The organism is Prevotella sp. P4-67 (assembly GCF_002251325.1).
Lineage (GTDB): Bacteria > Bacteroidota > Bacteroidia > Bacteroidales > Bacteroidaceae > Prevotella.
The window spans coordinates 45,665-63,996 of the sequence record NZ_NPJL01000057.1; the positions used below are offsets into that span (position 1 = coordinate 45,665).

Consider the following 18,332-nt stretch of genomic DNA (forward strand, 5'->3'; position numbering starts at 1 on the left):
GATACATCGTCGGGTATTTTAAGTTTGACTTTTTAACGCTCAGCATGATTGAAGAACTGCTCAATGAAATCCATTCTCCCGAGGACATCGGCTCGATAACCTCGGAGATTGTAGTGCCCGGAATGCCGGACTTCTCACTCTCTGAAAATGCCCCTGCTGGCAAGGACTTATTCAGCGCGAAGTCCCGAAAGGCATGGGATAAGTCGGAGGAGGCACGGTGTGATTTCCAGTACCACCTGCGCCTTACCCGACGGGCTTCCACTAACTTCATCACGATTTGGCAGAAGTCGGTGTTCGGACGTACCCTCACTGACATCAAATCGGATGACTCAATGGTGCCGTTCTTCATTGAGAACTTGGTGCCGGTCATTCACGAGATGATTGGGTTTCATCTCGGTAATGGCTCATGGGCGTTGGTGACAACACCGATGCGAAGGCACAAGGAGAGGAATTTTGCTTCGCGCATCGCAGAAGGTCTGGCTGCAGAGCTGGGCATTCCCTTTTACTTCGATTGCGCTCACTGCCGCTCGAAGCAGCGCATCGGGGCTGTGTTTGACGCAAACAACATCCCACACGAAGGGAATGTCATCGTGTTTGATGATTTTGTCACTACGGGTTCTACGCTCCAGTCGATGAAGAATCTGCTCCTCAAAGAGGGGAAGAATCCGATTTTCATCTGCGGAATCAATAATAAGCTCTAAAAATCACTGTTTTTCGTCACTACCTCAGAAGCATTTTGTCCACCTCATGAATAAAGTCTATTTCAACAAGCCACAGCGTCTGACGCAACTCATCGGAGCGAACATCTCGGTTATCGTGGCTGGCCGACGAACAGGAAAAACGGACTCTATAGCGGCTCCGTTTGTACTGCGCAACATGCAACGGATGCCTGGCAGCACAGGGGGCATCGTGGTACCGACATTCAAGCATGGCCTGACAAACACGCTGCCGGGGTTGTTCGCGGCATGGAAGCGATGGGGTTATATCCGGGGCGTGCATTATGTCATCGGACGGAAACCGCCGAAGACGTTTGCGAAGCCTATCATTGAGCCGGCGGAGTTTGAACATGTGATTTCGTTCTATAACGGCTCGTGTGCTGTGATTATCTCACAGGACAGGCCGGGCTCCTCAAACTCCCTGACCCTTTCGTGGCTGCTGATTGACGAAGCGAAGTTCATTGATTACAACCGCCTGAAGGACGAGACGCTTCCGGCGAATGGTGGTATCAAGTCACACTTCGGACGTCATTCGTGCAATCACTCTATCCTGATTCTCTCGGATATGCCGCAGACACAGAAAGGGTCTTGGTTCCTGCACTACAAAGAGAAGATGGACGTGGAGGTGATACGGGCCATTGAGGGGCTGGTGTATGACATCTGGAAGCTGAAGGAACGGATGAAGAAAGCCAAGGCTGATGGGCAGAAAATTCCTCGTGCCTGGATCTATCAGCTGCGGCACAAGGACAGGCAACTGAATCAACTGCGTTCTGTAGCGACATACTACAAAGAGTATTCTTCCATCGAGAACTTGCAGCTGCTCGGCGAGAATTACATCCGACAGATGAAGCGCGACCTTACGCCGCTGACATTCCAGACTTCCATTCTATGCCAACGCATAGGCATCGCAAAGGATGGCTTCTACTCTTCCATGAAGGAGCGGCATAAGTACGACGCTTCTAACTTTGAATACCTCGATGAGGTGGCGCAGTCGTTCTATGCCGAGAATGAGGCGCAAAGCTTTAGCGGTGAACTGGATTGCCGCGCTGACCGCGACTGCAACCCTCTCGCTCCTATCTGCATCGGCATGGACTATAACGCGAACATCAACTGGATTGTTGCAGGTCAGCCGTCGGGCAGAAGGCTGAACGTCCTGAAGTCGTTCTACGTCAAATTCGAGCGGAAACTTCCCGCTCTCATTGACGACTTCTGCCAGTACTACGCTTTTCACCAGAATAAGACGGTGATTTTCTATTATGACACTACGGCCCTGGGGTCAAACTATGCGGTCAACGAACAGGACTTTCGTTGGGTGATCATCCATGAGTTTGAACGCCATGGATGGACGGTCATTGACGTGTATCTCGGAAATCCGATGCGACATGATGAGAAATACTTACTCATCAACCAGGCTTTCGCAGGGAAGCAACGGCTCATGCCGTTCTTCAACCGCCAGAATAACGATGACCTTATCCTCGCTGTTCAGGCGGCGGGCGTTAGCCGTGGGCGCAATGGATTTCACAAGAACAAAGCCGGTGAAAAGCTGGCTGAGACGGAAGAGGACCTGCTTGAACACCGTACCGACGGCACAGATGCCTTCGATACGTTGTATATTGGTTGTGAGAAGTTCCCACAGAGTGATACCTTCAACACAGTAGATGTAGGAGGAGTGGTATAATGAATTCCACCACTGCCTCTATATCTAAGATGTTCTCCACTGCCCAAAAGATGGGTTCCCTGTACTTCCCCACGAAGCACATTGCGCTATTGTATGTTTGACGAATATGTAACATACAATGCGGGCAAAATGCTGTTTCAGGTTTACCCGAATGAAATCAAAGAAATTTGGCTAACTCTTTGCTTTATAAAGAATTAGCCAAATTCTGCTTCTTTTTCAGGCGTTTTATGTACCTTCAAAAGAATAAAGATTTATGTTTTATTAACGTAATTTGCTTATTTTAACTTTATAATATCACTCCACCTTGTAGTCGGATTCTTACTTCTGAAGTCATGTTTTATGGCGTTGGCAAAGACTTCGGCTTTACCCTTGCCGTCCTTCTGTGTGTACTGCTGACTACCAAGGACAATAGTCTCGGTACCATTGACTTTGTTGATGCGGTCGATGACTGCATCAAGCCGTTTCATCTTCTGAAACTGTTCGGCATTGTAGTCAAACAGGTCTAACTGCATGGGCGAATTGGGACCAATGCCCATGACGATGACACCGGCTTTCTTATAGTGATAGCCTTGAATGTAGATGCTCTCCAGCACTTCGTTGGCGGCTTTCACTATGTCAATGGTGCTGTTGGTGCCAACAGTCAGCCGTTTCTCCCTAAAGTTCCAATACTGAGGCAAGTCTTCACGAAAAGCATTGGTGTAAAGGAACACGCTGACAATACTGGCAACAGTGCCTTGCTGTCGCAGTTTCTCAGCACATCGCGCAGCATAGTTCGAGACATGGGTCTTCAATGTGTCAAGGTCAGTCACCATGCCAGTGAAACTACGGCTCGTGCAGATGCTTTTCTTCTTTGCCATCTCCTCATTGGGCACGGCATCCACACCGTTGAGTTCCTGCCATGTTCTATAGATGACAATGTTATTGAAGATAGTGCGCACCCAGCCCCCATGGTGCTCTGCAAAGTCGTAGGCCGTCTGCACTCCGAGGCTCTGCAGCTTGGCGGCATACCTCCGTCCGATGCCCCACACTTCATCTATGGGATAAAGTTTCAACGCCTTTTTCCGCTTCTCGTCGGTGTCGATGAGACAGCAGTGACGATAGCCAGGGTACTTCTTCGCGAAGTGACTGGCCATCTTCGCCAAGGTCTTTGTCGGGGCAAGGCCGATGCTGACTGGCATACCGACACTGCGCTTGATGCGCTTGTGCAGGTTCTCGCCCCATTCCTTCAGGTTTGCATCCGCAAAACCATCGAAATAGACAAAGCACTCGTCGATGCTGTAGCGGAAATAGGCAGGGGCTTCCTGACGGATAATCTCCACTACTCGCCCCGTGAGTTCACCATATAGCTCGTAGTTACTGGAGAACACGGCTATCTTCTGATTGGGGAATTGCTGGGCAAGCTGGAAATAAGGAGTTCCGGCTTTGATGCCCATCTTCTTTGCCTCGTTGCTGCGGGCCACTACGCAACCGTCGTTGTTCGACAAAACAACAACGGGTACTCCGTTCAGGTCTGGGCGAAAGACTCTTTCGCACGAGACATAGCAGTTATCGCAGTCCACGATGCCGTACATAAGTTCACAAATCTTGCATTATCACTTCTTAATACAATCTAATACCATGCCCAGCCATTTGCCATATAGAATATGAGGCGGTATTTCGAGAAGTTCACCTTTAAGGTGATTATATATGGGTTCTGCAAGAACTAAAAAATTGCCCATACCTAATCTTGCCCCCTTCCATCCTTTCGGTGTTTTTTCTACATCAAACATTCCAAATTTGCAATCTTTCAATGGAGGACAGACTTCAAAGCACATTTCAATTGTCATGTTCCCATAAACGTAATTCATGCTATAAACAAGTGCTTCTTTGGAAACAACCAAAATCTCCCCGGGGCTGCCCATGGCTCCCCCAAAAGCAAGAGAAAAGGCGACGATGTTTAGGTTTCGATAATCACCGTAGTTCTTCTCGTCGATGTTTATCACTTCATTCATAATTATCTTTTCCAGTTCTTAATAGTCCAAACAACTACGCCCCACACCTCGAATTTGGTGTTCTCGTCAATGCGGATAGGTTGATAGTTTTTGTTGGCCGGACGAAGTTCAATATAGCCTTCTTCCCTGTGAGTCAAGTCAAGAAACTTAATAGTGAACTCTCCATTGACATAGCCCACCACAACGTCCCCATGCTGAGGTTCTACGCTACGGTCAATAACAGCTATATCTCCGTTATTGATACCGGCATCCTCCATGCTGTCACCCTCTACCTTTCCGTAGAAGGTGGCTTCTGGATGGCGTATCAGGTCACGGTTGAAGTCAAGGCTCTCACGCAGGTAGTCCTCCGCAGGCGAAGGAAATCCGGCACGAATGCCTGGTGCTAAGAGAAGGTCAACCTTCTCTTCAAACTCACCCTTTATCAGTTTTATACTTTTCATTGTTCCTATTAGTTATCAAAAACATACTTTTGATATTCACATCCAGCTTGATAATTGCTGCATCGATACAACGTGTATGGAGTGCCGTTTTTCGCCACATTGCTTCTAACAGGTTCTAAGTGTCCTATCTTACAGACAGGGCAAACCTCCATTTCATCTGGAGTTACATCATATAATTCTTCGACAAAAATTGATGAATTGTTCTTTTCGTAAAGAACGTAAGTATCTTTGCGGCCTCTTGTTATTGCAACGTAAAACAGTCGTCGTTCCTCGGAATACTCATATTCGTCCTTATTGCTCAAAACATAGCGGAGTAATGGATCATCTTCAACCAATGAAGGGAAGCCGTACACTCCTTGATTGCAGTTCACCAAAAGAACATGATCTGCTTCAAGCCCTTTCGCTGAATGACAAGTTAGGTATTGAACTTTTCTATCTCCTATTTTGACGAATATGTTTTTTCTATTTACATCGTTCAAAGGAAACTCATACCCGATTGAACGAGCATCATAAATATATCTGCCAATAATCAATACTGACTCTTCTGCTGGAATGGTTGCAATAATCGAAGAAACAGCATCAAGCATTCCATCCTTTTCAACTTCTTTGAAATATAGGTTTGTTAAAGCATCTGCTTTACCCTGGCGCAAATTCTTTTTCTTTTGTATTGGATTCTTTTGGATAAATTCAGACGAAATATCCATAAGTGGGTTGCCAAAGCGGTATGTCGTTTCAATACGGCTTTCTTCTGTATAGCCAAAATAGCGTTGGAACTCATTAAAAAGCGACATGTCGCTTCCAGTGAAACGATATATTGACTGCCAATCATCGCCTACGCAAAAAAGTTTTGTCAAAGGGCGTTTACTCCTTAAAGCCTGTAAAAACCTGTATCTGTCGAGGGAAATATCTTGGAACTCATCCACCAAAATGTGAGAGTATTCTTCAAGCCACTTTCCTTCTTCACAAAGTTCTGTAGCTTCTATTATACAATCTGTGAAGTCCTTTTCACCACGTTTGAGCTTAATAGCCTCGTATTGCTCATAATATGGTTTAACAATTTCTTTAATAATGAAACGGTTGCGTTTCTCATCTTCGTTCTCACAATCACTGATGAGCTTATCTATATCTATCTGATTTGCTTTCAAAAGGTTTGCGAACGATGTTATCAGCTGAACTACCGATTTTTCAATCTGCTTACTACGGCTAACTAACATCGTGCGAAGTTCTTCACTGGTTCGTTCTTTAATAGGCACTCCAACACGTCGTAATTCATCAATCAGAACTTGCCTAATCCTTTTTTCATGAAAATCATAACTATGTGTCTTTATAAGAGTTGTTCCATGCTCTGCATGAAGCTCCTCTTTCCACAAGATGCCTTGATTATATATTCTATTTGCTTCTGTCCAGCCACCTTTTTTTCCTTCACCAAACCAGCGTGGTACTCTATTATTCTTGTCTATTGCATAATGCTCCAAATAAACGGTGTGCAGAAGTCCTGCTGAATCGGTCCAATAGATGGTAAAATCTGGGCGATATTGACGATGCTCTTTTGTGAAAGTCTTATAGATATAGGGCTTCTCATAAACATAAGAAACGCCTAACTCAGTCAGAAAAACGGCAATCTGATACTCTTCCTCACTTTTCGTGAAACTGATATCGCCCTGCATATCACGATATAGAGACTGTATGCCGTATTTCTTACGATCGGCATAATACTGTTCTGCGGTTTCATATTGATGGGCAAACAACATGAAACGCTGCATGTGGTTGATGTAATGTATTACAGCATCACGAAAATGCTCTGTTTTCATCAACCTATTGAAAACATTTAGTTTCAATCCCTCATCTGTTATAGATGGCTTCTCATCATTTACAATGGATAATATCTTGTAAGCTAATCCGTGAAAAGTGCTGCATTGAACATCTTCGTAACCTAAACGGTCTCGAAGTTCTTCTGCCGCTTTTCTCGTGAATGATATAAGCAATATCTTATTTGCTTCGATATGTTCTTGCTCGATAAGATATTTGCATCGTCCAATGATAGTACTTGTCTTGCCACTTCCTGCGCTACTGACAACCAATCCATTATCCTCCAGTTTTACGATTGCAGTTCTTTGTTGGTCATCAAGAGGGTAATCTAAAGCGTTATCAAAGAAATCTTTCCTCTCTACTAGCATATCGCGCACATAGCGAACATTATGCTGCTTCCGTATTTTAACAATGCCATCTATGGTTTCATTATACTTTTGAATATCATCAAGGTTCGTTACATACTCCTTCGCTTTTCTTAAAACCAAAGATATATCTCCCAACAAACTTCTCCAATCACTAAGGAAATCATCCTTCTCTGAACATGCGAAATAATGTTGTTCTGATAATAAGCTGTTCAACTGAGTTGAGCTGCGAGTAAAATCTCTTTTTATATTTTCCAATGCATGGAAACACTGATTATTTTCGTTAAATCTTGCTTCCATACCATCATACGCAATGATAAGATTTTCCAATTCTTCAGTTATAAGACTCTTAGGACAGTGAACAAGAGTGTCCTTCAATTCTTGAAGAGGTGATTTGTATTTCTCTTTGAATTTGAGAAATTCATCTTCGCCCAGTTCTTTTGTAGGGTTGCTTATCGAATTGAATTCTTCACAACCATTCTTCAAAACACCATGCAGCCTATCGAGTATGGCTCGATATTTTTTTACAGTGTTTTGTTTCCTTACTACAGTGCAAAGAATTGTCAACAATATAAGGAAGCCTGCTATGATGGCAGCTATTATGTAAGTCATCTAACTAATCCTTTTTAGAACGCAAAGGTACAAATTTTCGGGCACTTTTTCCCAGCGTAAAGGTACTTTAACGCGGATGCTATCCAAATTCCCTGTTTTTACCCTTCTTTATGCGTCAAAAAAGACGTTTTCCGGTCGCTAAGAGAATAAAATGCTACGGAAATACATAAAGAACGCTAAAATTCTAATCTCTTTTAGAGATTTCTCAGGGAAAATTTGTACTTTTGCAAGTTATACATGAGCGCACACGCACCTGCATACGCGCACATGCTCGAAAATAGACCTCAATAGCCGAAAGGCAAAACAATATAAAAGACTCCTCCGCAGTGTTATTAAGGGTTTGGTCGCCCGTCGAGACACTGTCGGGGGAGTTCCTTTTTGAATATGGAGTTAAATAAAGACCAGCTACAAATAGTTAACCAGACTGAAGGTCCTGTCCTCGTCATCGCGGGTCCTGGTTCAGGAAAAACCAAGACTCTCGTTGATCGTATAGTTAACCTTGTACAAAAAGGTGTGCAGCCTGAGGAGATTATGGTCGGTACTTTCACGGAAAAGGCCGCAAAGGAGTTGATAACTCGTATATCTAACCTCCTCTTGCAAAACGGCATTCAGGCAAACTTGAATGAAATGTACATCGGCACATTGCATTCTATTTTCCTCCGCTTTCTGGAAGAAAACCGTGAGTTCACACGCCTTAAACGCTCTTACCGCCTTTTTGACCAATTCGAGCAGGTCTTTACGATCTTCCGCCATATAAACGAGTTTATGGCTGTGGAAGATATAACTGAGTTAATAGGTGACCACCGCGTATCCTACTGGAGGAAAGCTGCAAGCATCGCTGAAAAGTTGAATACCGTTTCAGAGGAAATTCTTGATGTCGAACAACTGAAACAATCTGACTTTCCTTCTGTGAAGGCTCTTGCTGCTTGCTATTCTATCTATGAGCAAATCCTAGAAGAAGAAAACGCTCTCGACTTTTCTTCTATTCAGTTTGCTACATACCAGCTCTTCACCGAACACCCAGATGTCCTGTCTAAAATCCAAGACAAGGTGCGTTATTTCATGGTGGACGAGTACCAAGATACCAACACCATTCAGGAGCGCATCTTATTGATGCTTGCTTCAAAGAACAATAACATCTGTGTTGTTGGAGACGATGACCAAGGTCTCTATCGTTTCCGTGGTGCCACCATCCGAAATATCCTGGAGTTTGACAAGAACTTCCCGGAAGGCGAATGTAAGGTATTCTTCCTGCAAACTAACTACCGCTCTGACCCTCAAATCATCGAGTTTTACAATCGGTGGATGCAGAACCAGACTTGGACATTTAACGGCCAGACATTCCGTTTTGATAAGACGATCGTTCCTCGTGAAGATATTTTCCCTGATACTCCTACTGTTTTACGCCTAAGTGCGGAAAATGACACCGAAGAATACCATGCTGAAGTGCTGCGCTTCATTCGCTATCTGGAGAATGAGCACATTATCACCGACTACAACCAAATAGCTTTCCTTTTCCGCTCTGTCAAATCAGACAAAGCCAAAGCCTTGGCAGACTACCTAGAGGAAAACGGCATAAAAGTTTTCTCTCCTCGCTCTGACATGTTCTTTGAGCGTGAAGAAATTCGTCTCATGCTGGGATGTCTTGTGTCTCTCTTCCCACAAGTAGAAGCTCTCTTTGAGCAAGGTACTACTACTTCGGGGCTTTGTCTTCAATGGTCAGACTTCTTTATACAGACATTGCAGGAAGACCCGGAAGGTAACAAGGACCTTATCAGATGGGTGATGGCTACTCAGCAGAAACATGCTTTCCTTGATAAGGGAACGGACTACGGTATGACTTCTTTGGTTTATCGTATGTTCCAATATCCTTTATTCGCAAAATACCTAAAGGTTGATTTGGATGCAAACAAGACCGACCTCCGCGCTGCTTATAACATCGGTATGTTTACCAGCCTTGTGTCGAAGTTTGAATATCTCTATGGCATCACTATTTTCACGCCAAAGAACATCGAACAGGTGCTGAAGAATTTCTTCAACTACTACCTTCGTTTCTTAGTGCAAGGTGGTATGTCTGAGTTTGAGGACTTTGATGAAACGCTGCCCTCTGGTTGCGTCTCATTTATGACCATCCACCAGTCGAAAGGGTTGGAGTTCCCAATCACGATAGTTGGTTCGATGAATGCTGTGCCAACAAAGGGTTACACAGATTTAGACGAAATTCTGCAAACGCATTATTTTCATAAGCCTATATATGAGCCTTTGGATGAAATTAAATACTTCGATTTTGCACGTCTCTACTATACGGCTTTTTCGAGAGCACAGAACTTACTCTTACTGACTGGTTGCGAGCAGTCAACGGGTCGCAAGACTCCCTCTGCCTACTTCGCCCATTACTGGAACAATCTTCCTAAATGGAATGCCCCACAAGTTGATTTGCACAAGGTTGATTTGGCTAAGGTCAAGCCGACTAATGTAAAGCATGAGTACTCTTTTACTTCTCACATCTTGCTTTACGAGAACTGCCCACGCCAGTACGAGTTCTATAAGGAACTTCAGTTCGTGGAGGAGCGGAAGGGTTCTACCATGGGTGGCTCGCTGTTGCACCAGACCATCGAGGACATCCATAAAGCAGTCCTCAGAGGTGAAAGTAATTTGCTGACCAACGAAAATATAGAATCGTGGTTCAATACAAATTACCAGCTTCTCATAAAGCAGCTACATTCTTACTTGAATGAACCACAGCGTGAAGCCATCCTTCGACAAGTCTTGAACTATCGCGATGTGAATGCTGAGTTCTGGCATCGCATAAAAGAGGCAGAAGTGGATGTCTCACTTGTTAAGGAAGATTATATCTTGAAGGGTAAGATAGACCTGGTTGAGGGCGAAGATGGAACTGTGGAGCTTGTGGACTTCAAATCTGGTGACAAGCCGGATGTGAACACTCGCGACGAATACAAACGACAAATCCTGAACCAATACCGCCGACAACTCGAAATCTATGCATACCTTATTGAACAGCGTTATGGCCACAAGGTAAGTGCAATGCATCTGTACTATCCGAAAGTAGAGGATGGCAACCCTCGCATTACGTTCCGCTATCAGCAGCAGAACGTGGATTCTACCATACAATCATTCGAGGAGGTGGTCTCCAAAATTGAGAAGAAAGACTTCTCTATGGAGAATGTCAGAAGAAACGAGCGTCACTGCTCCGACTGTGACCTACGCTTCTTCTGCAACTTTAATTGTTAAACATAAAAATACAATATATGAACGAGCTTAATCTTAAAGCAGAGCAAAACATCGAGTCCGTAGAAGACTTCAAGTTTGAGCCAATTAAGGGGCAGCCGATGCTCAACTGGCGCGGCAAGCGTCCCTTTACTTCTACCCAGTTCTATCCGGCACAGCAGAAGGAATCTTTTGGAGAGGAAACAAACGGTTGGATAAATAAAATCTTCTGGGGAGACAACCTTCAAGTGATGTCACACCTCTTGAAGAAATACCGTGGGCAGGTGGATCTCATCTATATAGACCCGCCATTTGATTCGAAAGCGGACTACAAAAAGAAGATAGAACTTCGTGGGAAAAAAGCAGAAAACGACAAAACTGCTTTTGAAGAAAAGCAATATACGGACATTTGGAGCAACGACGAATATCTACAATTTATGTATGAGAGGCTAATTCTCATGCGCGAATTGCTTTCAGATAGCGGTACTATATATTTGCATTGTGACTGGCATAAATCTCACCTTTTAAGACTTATTCTTGATGAAGTATTTGGAGCAGAGAACTTTAGAAACGAAATTACATGGAGGCGACAAATACCAAGAGGTATGAAAGTCTATGCTGAGTATTATGCTTTTTCGTCAGATTATATTCTTATCTATTCAAAAAAAGCATCATCATCAACATGGCACAGGCAAGTAAAAATTAATAAAATCACACAAGAAGAAGCCGAAAAGAAATACCAAAAAGACGATAAAGGGTTTTTCAGAACATCAGACCCTGGAAGTTATACCTTTGAAAGCTTATATGAGTTGTATAACCAAGGGAGATTATATGCACCCAAAAATGGTGAGATTATTATTGACGAAGAAAATAAACGCGTTTATGCAAGTAAAGGAGGTAAGGTAGCAGTCAAATATTATAGAGATATAGATGAAAACGGACTTGTCAACGAAGAAATTACCGTTGATAATATTTGGAACGATATCCCGGGGATGGGTATTGTCTCATCTGAATATTTGGATTACCCTACCCAAAAGCCTGAAGCTTTACTAAGAAGAGTTATTTCTGCTTCAACAAATCCTGGAGACTTGGTTTTCGATTGCTTCATGGGAAGTGGTACAACGCAGGCTGTGGCCATGAAGCTTGGTCGTAGGTTCATCGGGGCTGACATAAACCTCGGTGCCATTGACACCACAGTTAAACGTCTTAACAAAGTAGCGAAAGAAATAAATGAGTCATTGCCCGATGAGGAAGCTCGTTACACCGGTTTTGAGGTTTGGAATGTCAATAACTACGACGTTTTCCGCAATCCTGTGCAGGCAAAAGACTTGCTGATACAAGCACTCGAATTGCAACCGCTCCCAGGCAATGACCTATACGACGGTGAGAAGGATGGACGTATGGTGAAAATCATGCCGATAAACCGTATAGCTACAAAAGCAGACCTTAACGAGTTAATCAATGGCTTCCCACGTGATAGGTTTGACAAACTAAAAGCTGAATCTCCCGGAAAGCCTGTCGAACTGGTTACGCTTATCTGTATGGGACACGAGCCTGACCTTGCTGCAAACCTGAAGCTGGCCATGCAGAATGAGGGGTACAAAATTGACGTGGAGGTTATAGATATCCTACGTGACAAGGTGAACTTAGAGTTCAGACGTGACTCTGAAGCAGATATTCATATCGAAGGTGACCGTCTTGTTATTCGTGAATTCTACCCGATGAATCTCTTGCAAAAGCTCTCTATCGAGAAGCAAGATGTTGATAACTGGAGGGAGTTAGTGGACTCCATCAAAATTGACTTCAACTTCGATGGCGCCGTTTTCTCGCCTTCGGTAATAGACATCCCTGAAGGCTCTACAACAGTGAAAGGCATCTACAACATACCTGCAGATGCGGGGACCATAAAAGTGAAGATTACAGACGTACTATCTGAATCGTGCGAAGTCGAAATTAACTCTTAAAAGTTATGGCGAAGAAAAGAAAAACTGCAACGATAGATTTTCCGTTCTACCAATACCTTCAGCTATTTGTTAGGTCGGAACATAGAAAAGTGTACGCTGCGTTCAAGCCTCTTTCTAAGAAGTTCTTAAACTTCAACAACCCGAAAGAGAACGCCAAAGCATACCTTCGCGTGCCTCAGTTTGAAGCACTTGAAATGTATGTTTTCCTGAAAGAGTTTTGTGAGAACGAAAAACTCTGGCAAATCTTCAACGAATGGTATACTAAAACTGGTAAGTTTGAAGGACGTACAACTGCAGGCGTAGAAAAGAGCGGTCAGCTATCTATGTTTGATGTTACTGAAATAGGACAAGACGAAACAAAAGGATACTTCCAACAAATCTTCGACCAGATTAAGGCTATGGAACAGGACTACCCTAACTACATCTTTGCCCTTACAATGGGATTAGGAAAGACAGTCCTGATGGCCACCTCTATCTTCTATGAGTTCTTGTTGGCAAACAAATACCCTCGCACTCCGCTTTATTGTCATAACGCTTTGGTATTCGCTCCGGATAAAACCGTTCTCGAATCCCTGCGTGAAATACAGACTTTCGACAAGTCTAAAGTCGTACCTGCAGAATATCTCTCGTGGCTTGATGCCAACTTGAAGTTCCATTTCCTTGATGATACTTCTACGCAACTATCTACGATAGATAACTCGATGTATAACATCATCATCACGAACTCACAGAAGATAATTCTTAAAAAAGAGCACAAACAAAAGTCTGCTGCTCAGACGCTCTTTGGAGAAGAAACAGGTAAATACACCGCACTTTCTCTGATGAGCAAATTCGCTGCCCTTGGAGAAGAAGCTGGAATCGAAGACATCGAGAATGAAATACAGCTGATAGACAACCACCGTTTCACAAAACTCTCGCGTCTGAAGCAGCTGGGAATCTATGTCGATGAAGCTCATCACGTCTTCGGCAACAAGTTGTCTGAAGACTTGATGACCACATCTAAGACTACAAGCCTTCGTGTTACTATCAACGAACTGGCGGCAAGCCTTGCACAAGCAGGATCGCGCGTCGTTGCTTGTTACAACTATACAGGTACTCCATACGTCAAAAACCGCCTCCTTCCTGAAGTCGTTTATGCCTATGGCCTTCGCGAAGCGATAGACCACGAGTACCTGAAGAAAGTTCTCCCGTTTGCTTACGAGAACATCCGGGAAAACGTACAGGCTTTCTGTCGGGCTTCAATCACCGACTTCTGGGAAAAGTGCGGTGAAAAACGTGTCGAGAATATGCTGCCTAAAATGGCTTTCTTCGCATCATCAATTGAAGAAGCCACTCACGAGCTACGTCCTGCAATAGAGGCAGAACTTATTCGTTTAGGAATCCCTACATCCCGAATTCTTGTGAATGTGGGTGACACTACCGTTACTTCTAACGATGACCTAAGAGAATTCAACAATCTTGACACACCACGCTCTGAAAAGCAATTCATCATCCTGGTTGGTAAAGGTAAAGAAGGATGGAACTGCCGTTCTCTGTTCGCCGTTGCAATGTACCGCCGTGCGAAATCTACTGTTTTCGTCTTACAGGCTACCATGCGTTGCTTGCGCCAGATAGGCGACTACCAACACACGGCATATCTCTACTTCTCGAACGAGAACATGGACATTCTTAACAATGAGTTGAAAGAGAACTTCAACATCTCTCTTGATGACATGGCTGGCACAAATGATTCGAACATCGCTGAAGTTCGTTTGGTTCCACCGCCCATCAAAGTGACTGTTAAGAAAATCCGCAAGCTCTATCAAATGAAAAAGAAAACGCTTGCAAACAACTTGGACCTTCAGCTTGAAACAGTTGATGTTGAGAAATACCGCATAAAGAAGACAAGGCGCTCTATCGACAACCTCTCAACTGTTGTCGGCCATGCTGAAGATATATCAGAAGTGAAGGACCAGCGTCACTTCTCACCTTTTACCCTTGTTGCTGAGATTGCAAGATACTTGCAGATGTCGCCTGTTGAGATTAAGGGCATCATGTCTTCAGCAAAAGAGTCACTTGAAGATGTTTGCACTCGCGTAAACGAGTTCAACGAACTGCTTTACGACGAAGTAATACCACGCCTTTTTAAAGAGTTATATGACATCGTAGAATTCAAGCACGAAGAAGACCAGGTGCTTGAACTCGTAAAAGACCCGAAGGAAAAAGGCATGGACTTCTACCAAGTAAAATATAAACACGGTTTGCTCGCTTCATACAACTCCGACGAGTACAAAGATTACAGAGAAAAGTCCTTCAATGTCGACAACTACTGCTTTGACTCGAAGCCTGAAATTGAAATGTTCTGGACGCTCCTCAAAGATGAGCGACTTACCAAAGTTTGGTTCACGGGTATGCTCACCGCAGGACAGACTGATTTTGCAATTAACTACATTGACCCGGAGTCAAATGCTGTCCGTTCTTACTATCCTGATTTCCTTATCCAAAAGAAAGATGGTTCTTACGTCATCATTGAGGTTAAAGGCGATCACATGATTGATGATGCTGTCGTTCAAGCAAAAAAGGAGTACGCTCAACAAATCGCATCTTCATCGAAGATGGAATATGTAATCGTGCCTGGAACCAAAGCCAAACAGCGATTAGTTTTATAAAGTCCTATACTATATATGAAGCAATTAGGTAAACTTGAAAAGATAGAAGATCTTCGCTCCATCTGGAAACATGAAGCGAAGGACTTCACACCATGGCTCGCTGAGGAAGAAAACCTTTCTATGCTCAGCGAGGCTATTGGTATTGACATCGTTCTTGAAGAGCAGGAATCAAACGTGGGAGAATTCAGTGTTGATGTTTTCGCTTCCGAAGAAAGTACTGGAAGGAAAATTATCATTGAAAACCAGTTGGAAGATACCAACCACGACCAACTCGGTAAGATTATCACCTATGCTTCAGGCAAGGATGCCGAAGTTATCATTTGGATTGTAAAGCGTGCTCGTGACGAACACAAGCAGGCTATCGAATGGCTGAATAATCATACCGATGATCAATGTGCCTTCTTCCTCATTGAAATTGAGCTGTGGCGCATCGGTAAGTCGGAGCCTGCAGTTAAATTCAATATCGTTGAACGCCCCAATGATTGGGCTAAGAGCATGAAGAAATCTTCTTCTCTTACGCAAGGAGGAGCTCAGAAGTTGGATTTTTGGCAACAGTTTATTGAGTACAACCAGGCAAATAACGGGATTTATGCTAAGTCGAGACCTACATCCGATGCATGGATAGGAAAATCTATCAAAGGTATTCCTGCCACAAATGTTAATCTTGTTATCACCAAAGACAACTGCCGCATTGAAGCATACATCAATTCCGGCAATCAGGAAAAAAACAAAAGTATCTTTGATGCTTTGATAACTCAGAAGGATGCTATCGAACAGGAATATGGTTCTTCTTTGACATGGCAGCGTCTTGATGACAAGGTAACTTGTCGCATATACGAGGACCGCCCTTTGTCATATATCAATGAAGATGATCGACAGGCCATTTTCCAGTTCTTCTGTGACGCCACTAACAGAATGCTTGCATCCTTCGGTCACCAAGCTAAATTATTCAAGAAATAAATAAAGCCATAGGCATGGGGTTTTTAGATAAATTAAAAAGCATATTCTTCGGACCAGATTACGACAAGGAATTGAGTGATCTGACAAAGCGCATATCTGAACTCAATGCACAGAAAAGAAAGACTGATGCTGAATTAGAGAAGCTAAAAAATCGAAAAGTAGAAATTCCGAGCTTTGAGATAAAAAGCCTCTCTGATATAAAGCCAATAGAAATCAAGCCTTTCAATCCACCAAAGAAGCGTCAGGTTCGAACAATGAAAGACCTGATGCAGAAACGCAAAGAGGAAGAGGCGGAAAGAAGAAGGCAACTACAGCAGCAAGTAGCCAAAAACTTTGATTCTGTTCGAGATTTCATAGAGGCTGAAGAACCTGAGCGAGCTGAAGATTTGCTTTTCAGTACTTCTTCAGCATTGCAAGAACTGAGAGATAATCAGTTGAGTAGCCTGTACGAAGAGCTTCTCAATGACATCAGCCTGCTTAAAGAAGAGCTGCGCCAACGTGAAATACGTCGACGTGAAGAAGAGGAAAGGCGTAGGGCTGAAGAAGAGGCTCGTCGGCTGGAACAGGAACGTATCAGAAGACAGCGCGAAGAAGAAGAAAGGCTTGAAAGAGAACGTAAAGCAAAAGAATATGAAGAGAAACTTGCCCGCGAAGAGCAAAAACGCCAACTCGAAGTTGAGCGTCTAACTGCTATCGTTACACAGAAGAAAGAAGATGGCGATTCCATCCTTCAGTACCTGAGGATGAAGGGTATAACTAGATTCTATCACTTCACCGATAAAGAAAATCTTTATCAGATTAAGAAATTAGGAGGGTTGTACTCATGGGAATACTGCGAAAATAACGATATAAATATTCCTAATCCTGGAGGAGACCCTGATTCACGGAGATACGACAGAAGACATGGTTTACAAGATTATGTGCGCCTAAGTTTCTGTGATGACCACCCAATGGCATGGAGAAAACATAATGAAGGTTCATCCTTAGTCCTATTATATGTAGATATAGAAGTTGCGGCATTCAAAGAAACTCTATTTACCGATAGGAACGCCGCATCTAGCTCATTCTCATGTGGTGGTGAAATTGAAGATTTACAGAGAGTAAATATAGCTGCTACTCAAAGAAATTATGTGAGCAGAGATGAAGGTGAAATATTCTTCCAGCATCAAGCTGAATGTATGATAAAAACATTTATTCCTTTGAGATACATCACAAATATAGACAACCCAAGAAAAATGAGATTCTGATGATATACGTTGAAAACAAAAAAAGGAAACTGGAAAAAATCCAGGAGCAATATCCAAATGCTGATATATTGGATATTACATCTGCATCTGAAAAGCGCTATGCTCAGATGCTAAGTCCTTTTTACCCTCATGGAAACATTCCTGTTCCATTTACTCCAGGAATGACTGCTACCTGTGTCGAAGCTATATGGCAAGGACTTAAGGTTTTCCAAACGGCTGATGTCGATGTGGAAATGTTTAAGAACGATACCATGAAGGGGCTTAAAAGAACAGTAAGACACTTTGGGCCACCTCTTGGGCATCGTAAAGGTGTCTATGGTAAAGAATTGCTTAACTACTTTGATGCGAGAATGCTTATCTATCTTCCTACTTACAAATGGGTGTTGGATAATGTTCCTGAAGTTCATGAGATAGTTTCTCGCATTGCGGAAAGAGCAAAAACGAATGACATCGTTTTCTTGGACTATAATACAAACATCGAGTTTAGGGATATTACTTCGCCTCTTTCACATGCTGGTTTAGTGAAGTTGTATATAGAAGGAAAATATCCAAATGAGAACGAAACTTATACCCCTCTAACGCCTGAAGAAGCAAAAGCTCGTAAAGACGCTTTGAAGGAAGAAAAGAAAAATAATAAGAACAATCATCAACAGCAACTTAATTTATTCTAAATA

At 43.2% G+C, this 18,332-nt stretch carries 12 protein-coding genes; 8 read left to right on the forward strand and 4 right to left on the reverse strand.

Annotated features, from left to right (window positions below):
• Positions 1 to 44: 44 nt before the first annotated feature.
• A complete protein-coding gene (locus tag CIK92_RS09100) occupies positions 45 to 701 on the forward strand; it encodes a phosphoribosyltransferase (protein WP_254046045.1) in 657 nt (218 codons plus the stop codon).
• A 46-nt stretch (positions 702 to 747) separates the two neighbouring features.
• Positions 748 to 2,394, forward strand: a complete 1,647-nt coding sequence (locus tag CIK92_RS09105) for a hypothetical protein (protein ID WP_094388877.1) — start codon at positions 748 to 750, stop codon at positions 2,392 to 2,394.
• A gap of 275 nt (positions 2,395 to 2,669) precedes the next feature.
• On the opposite strand, the gene CIK92_RS09110 is transcribed toward CIK92_RS09105, so the two are convergent.
• Genes CIK92_RS09110 through CIK92_RS09125 form a run of 4 tightly spaced genes read right to left on the reverse strand, consistent with a single transcriptional unit; the run spans position 2,670 to position 7,611 of the window.
• Entirely contained in the window at positions 2,670 to 3,965 is a 1,296-nt protein-coding gene (locus tag CIK92_RS09110) for a Y-family DNA polymerase (protein WP_094388878.1), read from the reverse strand.
• A 21-nt stretch (positions 3,966 to 3,986) separates the two neighbouring features.
• Positions 3,987 to 4,385 carry a hypothetical protein gene (locus CIK92_RS09115; RefSeq protein WP_094388879.1) on the reverse strand — a complete coding sequence of 133 codons (399 nt, stop codon included), beginning with the start codon at positions 4,383 to 4,385 and terminating at the stop codon, positions 3,987 to 3,989.
• Positions 4,386 to 4,387: 2 nt separating this feature from the next.
• Entirely contained in the window at positions 4,388 to 4,825 is a 438-nt protein-coding gene (locus CIK92_RS09120; RefSeq protein WP_094388880.1) for a LexA family transcriptional regulator, read from the reverse strand.
• 8 nt (positions 4,826 to 4,833) lie between these two features.
• Positions 4,834 to 7,611 (reverse strand): UvrD-helicase domain-containing protein, encoded by a 2,778-nt coding sequence (locus CIK92_RS09125; protein ID WP_094388881.1) that lies wholly within the window; start codon positions 7,609 to 7,611, stop codon positions 4,834 to 4,836.
• Between the two features lie 384 nt (positions 7,612 to 7,995).
• On the opposite strand from CIK92_RS09125, the gene CIK92_RS09130 reads away from it, so the two are divergent.
• The 6 genes from CIK92_RS09130 to CIK92_RS09155 are packed head-to-tail and all read left to right on the forward strand — an operon-like array spanning position 7,996 to position 18,329.
• The gene (locus tag CIK92_RS09130; RefSeq protein WP_094388882.1) at positions 7,996 to 10,863 is read left to right on the forward strand and encodes an ATP-dependent DNA helicase; all 2,868 of its coding nucleotides are present in this window, start codon (positions 7,996 to 7,998) and stop codon (positions 10,861 to 10,863) included.
• A 17-nt stretch (positions 10,864 to 10,880) separates the two neighbouring features.
• Positions 10,881 to 12,803 carry a site-specific DNA-methyltransferase gene (locus tag CIK92_RS14195; RefSeq protein ID WP_094388883.1) on the forward strand — a complete coding sequence of 641 codons (1,923 nt, stop codon included), beginning with the start codon at positions 10,881 to 10,883 and terminating at the stop codon, positions 12,801 to 12,803.
• Between the two features lie 5 nt (positions 12,804 to 12,808).
• The gene (locus CIK92_RS09140; RefSeq protein ID WP_094388884.1) at positions 12,809 to 15,451 is read left to right on the forward strand and encodes a TnsA endonuclease N-terminal domain-containing protein; all 2,643 of its coding nucleotides are present in this window, start codon (positions 12,809 to 12,811) and stop codon (positions 15,449 to 15,451) included.
• 15 nt (positions 15,452 to 15,466) lie between these two features.
• Positions 15,467 to 16,411: a DUF4268 domain-containing protein gene (locus CIK92_RS09145; protein ID WP_094388885.1), complete on the forward strand. Its 945-nt coding sequence runs from the start codon at positions 15,467 to 15,469 to the stop codon at positions 16,409 to 16,411.
• A 14-nt stretch (positions 16,412 to 16,425) separates the two neighbouring features.
• Positions 16,426 to 17,658 (forward strand): DUF4433 domain-containing protein, encoded by a 1,233-nt coding sequence (locus CIK92_RS09150; protein WP_094388886.1) that lies wholly within the window; start codon positions 16,426 to 16,428, stop codon positions 17,656 to 17,658.
• Complete coding sequence (locus CIK92_RS09155) at positions 17,658 to 18,329, forward strand: hypothetical protein (protein WP_094388887.1); 672 nt, start codon at positions 17,658 to 17,660, stop codon at positions 18,327 to 18,329. The genes CIK92_RS09150 and CIK92_RS09155 overlap by 1 nt, the downstream gene beginning before the upstream one ends.
• Positions 18,330 to 18,332 lie beyond the last annotated feature (3 nt).

Excerpts from the sequence above, each read along its gene's own strand:
- CIK92_RS09100 (WP_254046045.1), top strand. The coding sequence starts at position 45 with ATGATTGAAGAACTGCTCAATGAAATCCATTCTCCCGAGGACATCGGC.
- CIK92_RS09105 (WP_094388877.1), top strand. The coding sequence starts at position 748 with ATGAATAAAGTCTATTTCAACAAGCCACAGCGTCTGACGCAACTCATC.
- CIK92_RS09110 (WP_094388878.1), bottom strand. The coding sequence starts at position 3,965 with ATGTACGGCATCGTGGACTGCGATAACTGCTATGTCTCGTGCGAAAGA.
- CIK92_RS09115 (WP_094388879.1), bottom strand. The coding sequence starts at position 4,385 with ATGAATGAAGTGATAAACATCGACGAGAAGAACTACGGTGATTATCGA.
- CIK92_RS09120 (WP_094388880.1), bottom strand. The coding sequence starts at position 4,825 with ATGAAAAGTATAAAACTGATAAAGGGTGAGTTTGAAGAGAAGGTTGAC.
- CIK92_RS09125 (WP_094388881.1), bottom strand. The coding sequence starts at position 7,611 with ATGACTTACATAATAGCTGCCATCATAGCAGGCTTCCTTATATTGTTG.
- CIK92_RS09130 (WP_094388882.1), top strand. The coding sequence starts at position 7,996 with ATGGAGTTAAATAAAGACCAGCTACAAATAGTTAACCAGACTGAAGGT.
- CIK92_RS14195 (WP_094388883.1), top strand. The coding sequence starts at position 10,881 with ATGAACGAGCTTAATCTTAAAGCAGAGCAAAACATCGAGTCCGTAGAA.
- CIK92_RS09140 (WP_094388884.1), top strand. The coding sequence starts at position 12,809 with ATGGCGAAGAAAAGAAAAACTGCAACGATAGATTTTCCGTTCTACCAA.
- CIK92_RS09145 (WP_094388885.1), top strand. The coding sequence starts at position 15,467 with ATGAAGCAATTAGGTAAACTTGAAAAGATAGAAGATCTTCGCTCCATC.
- CIK92_RS09150 (WP_094388886.1), top strand. The coding sequence starts at position 16,426 with ATGGGGTTTTTAGATAAATTAAAAAGCATATTCTTCGGACCAGATTAC.
- CIK92_RS09155 (WP_094388887.1), top strand. The coding sequence starts at position 17,658 with ATGATATACGTTGAAAACAAAAAAAGGAAACTGGAAAAAATCCAGGAG.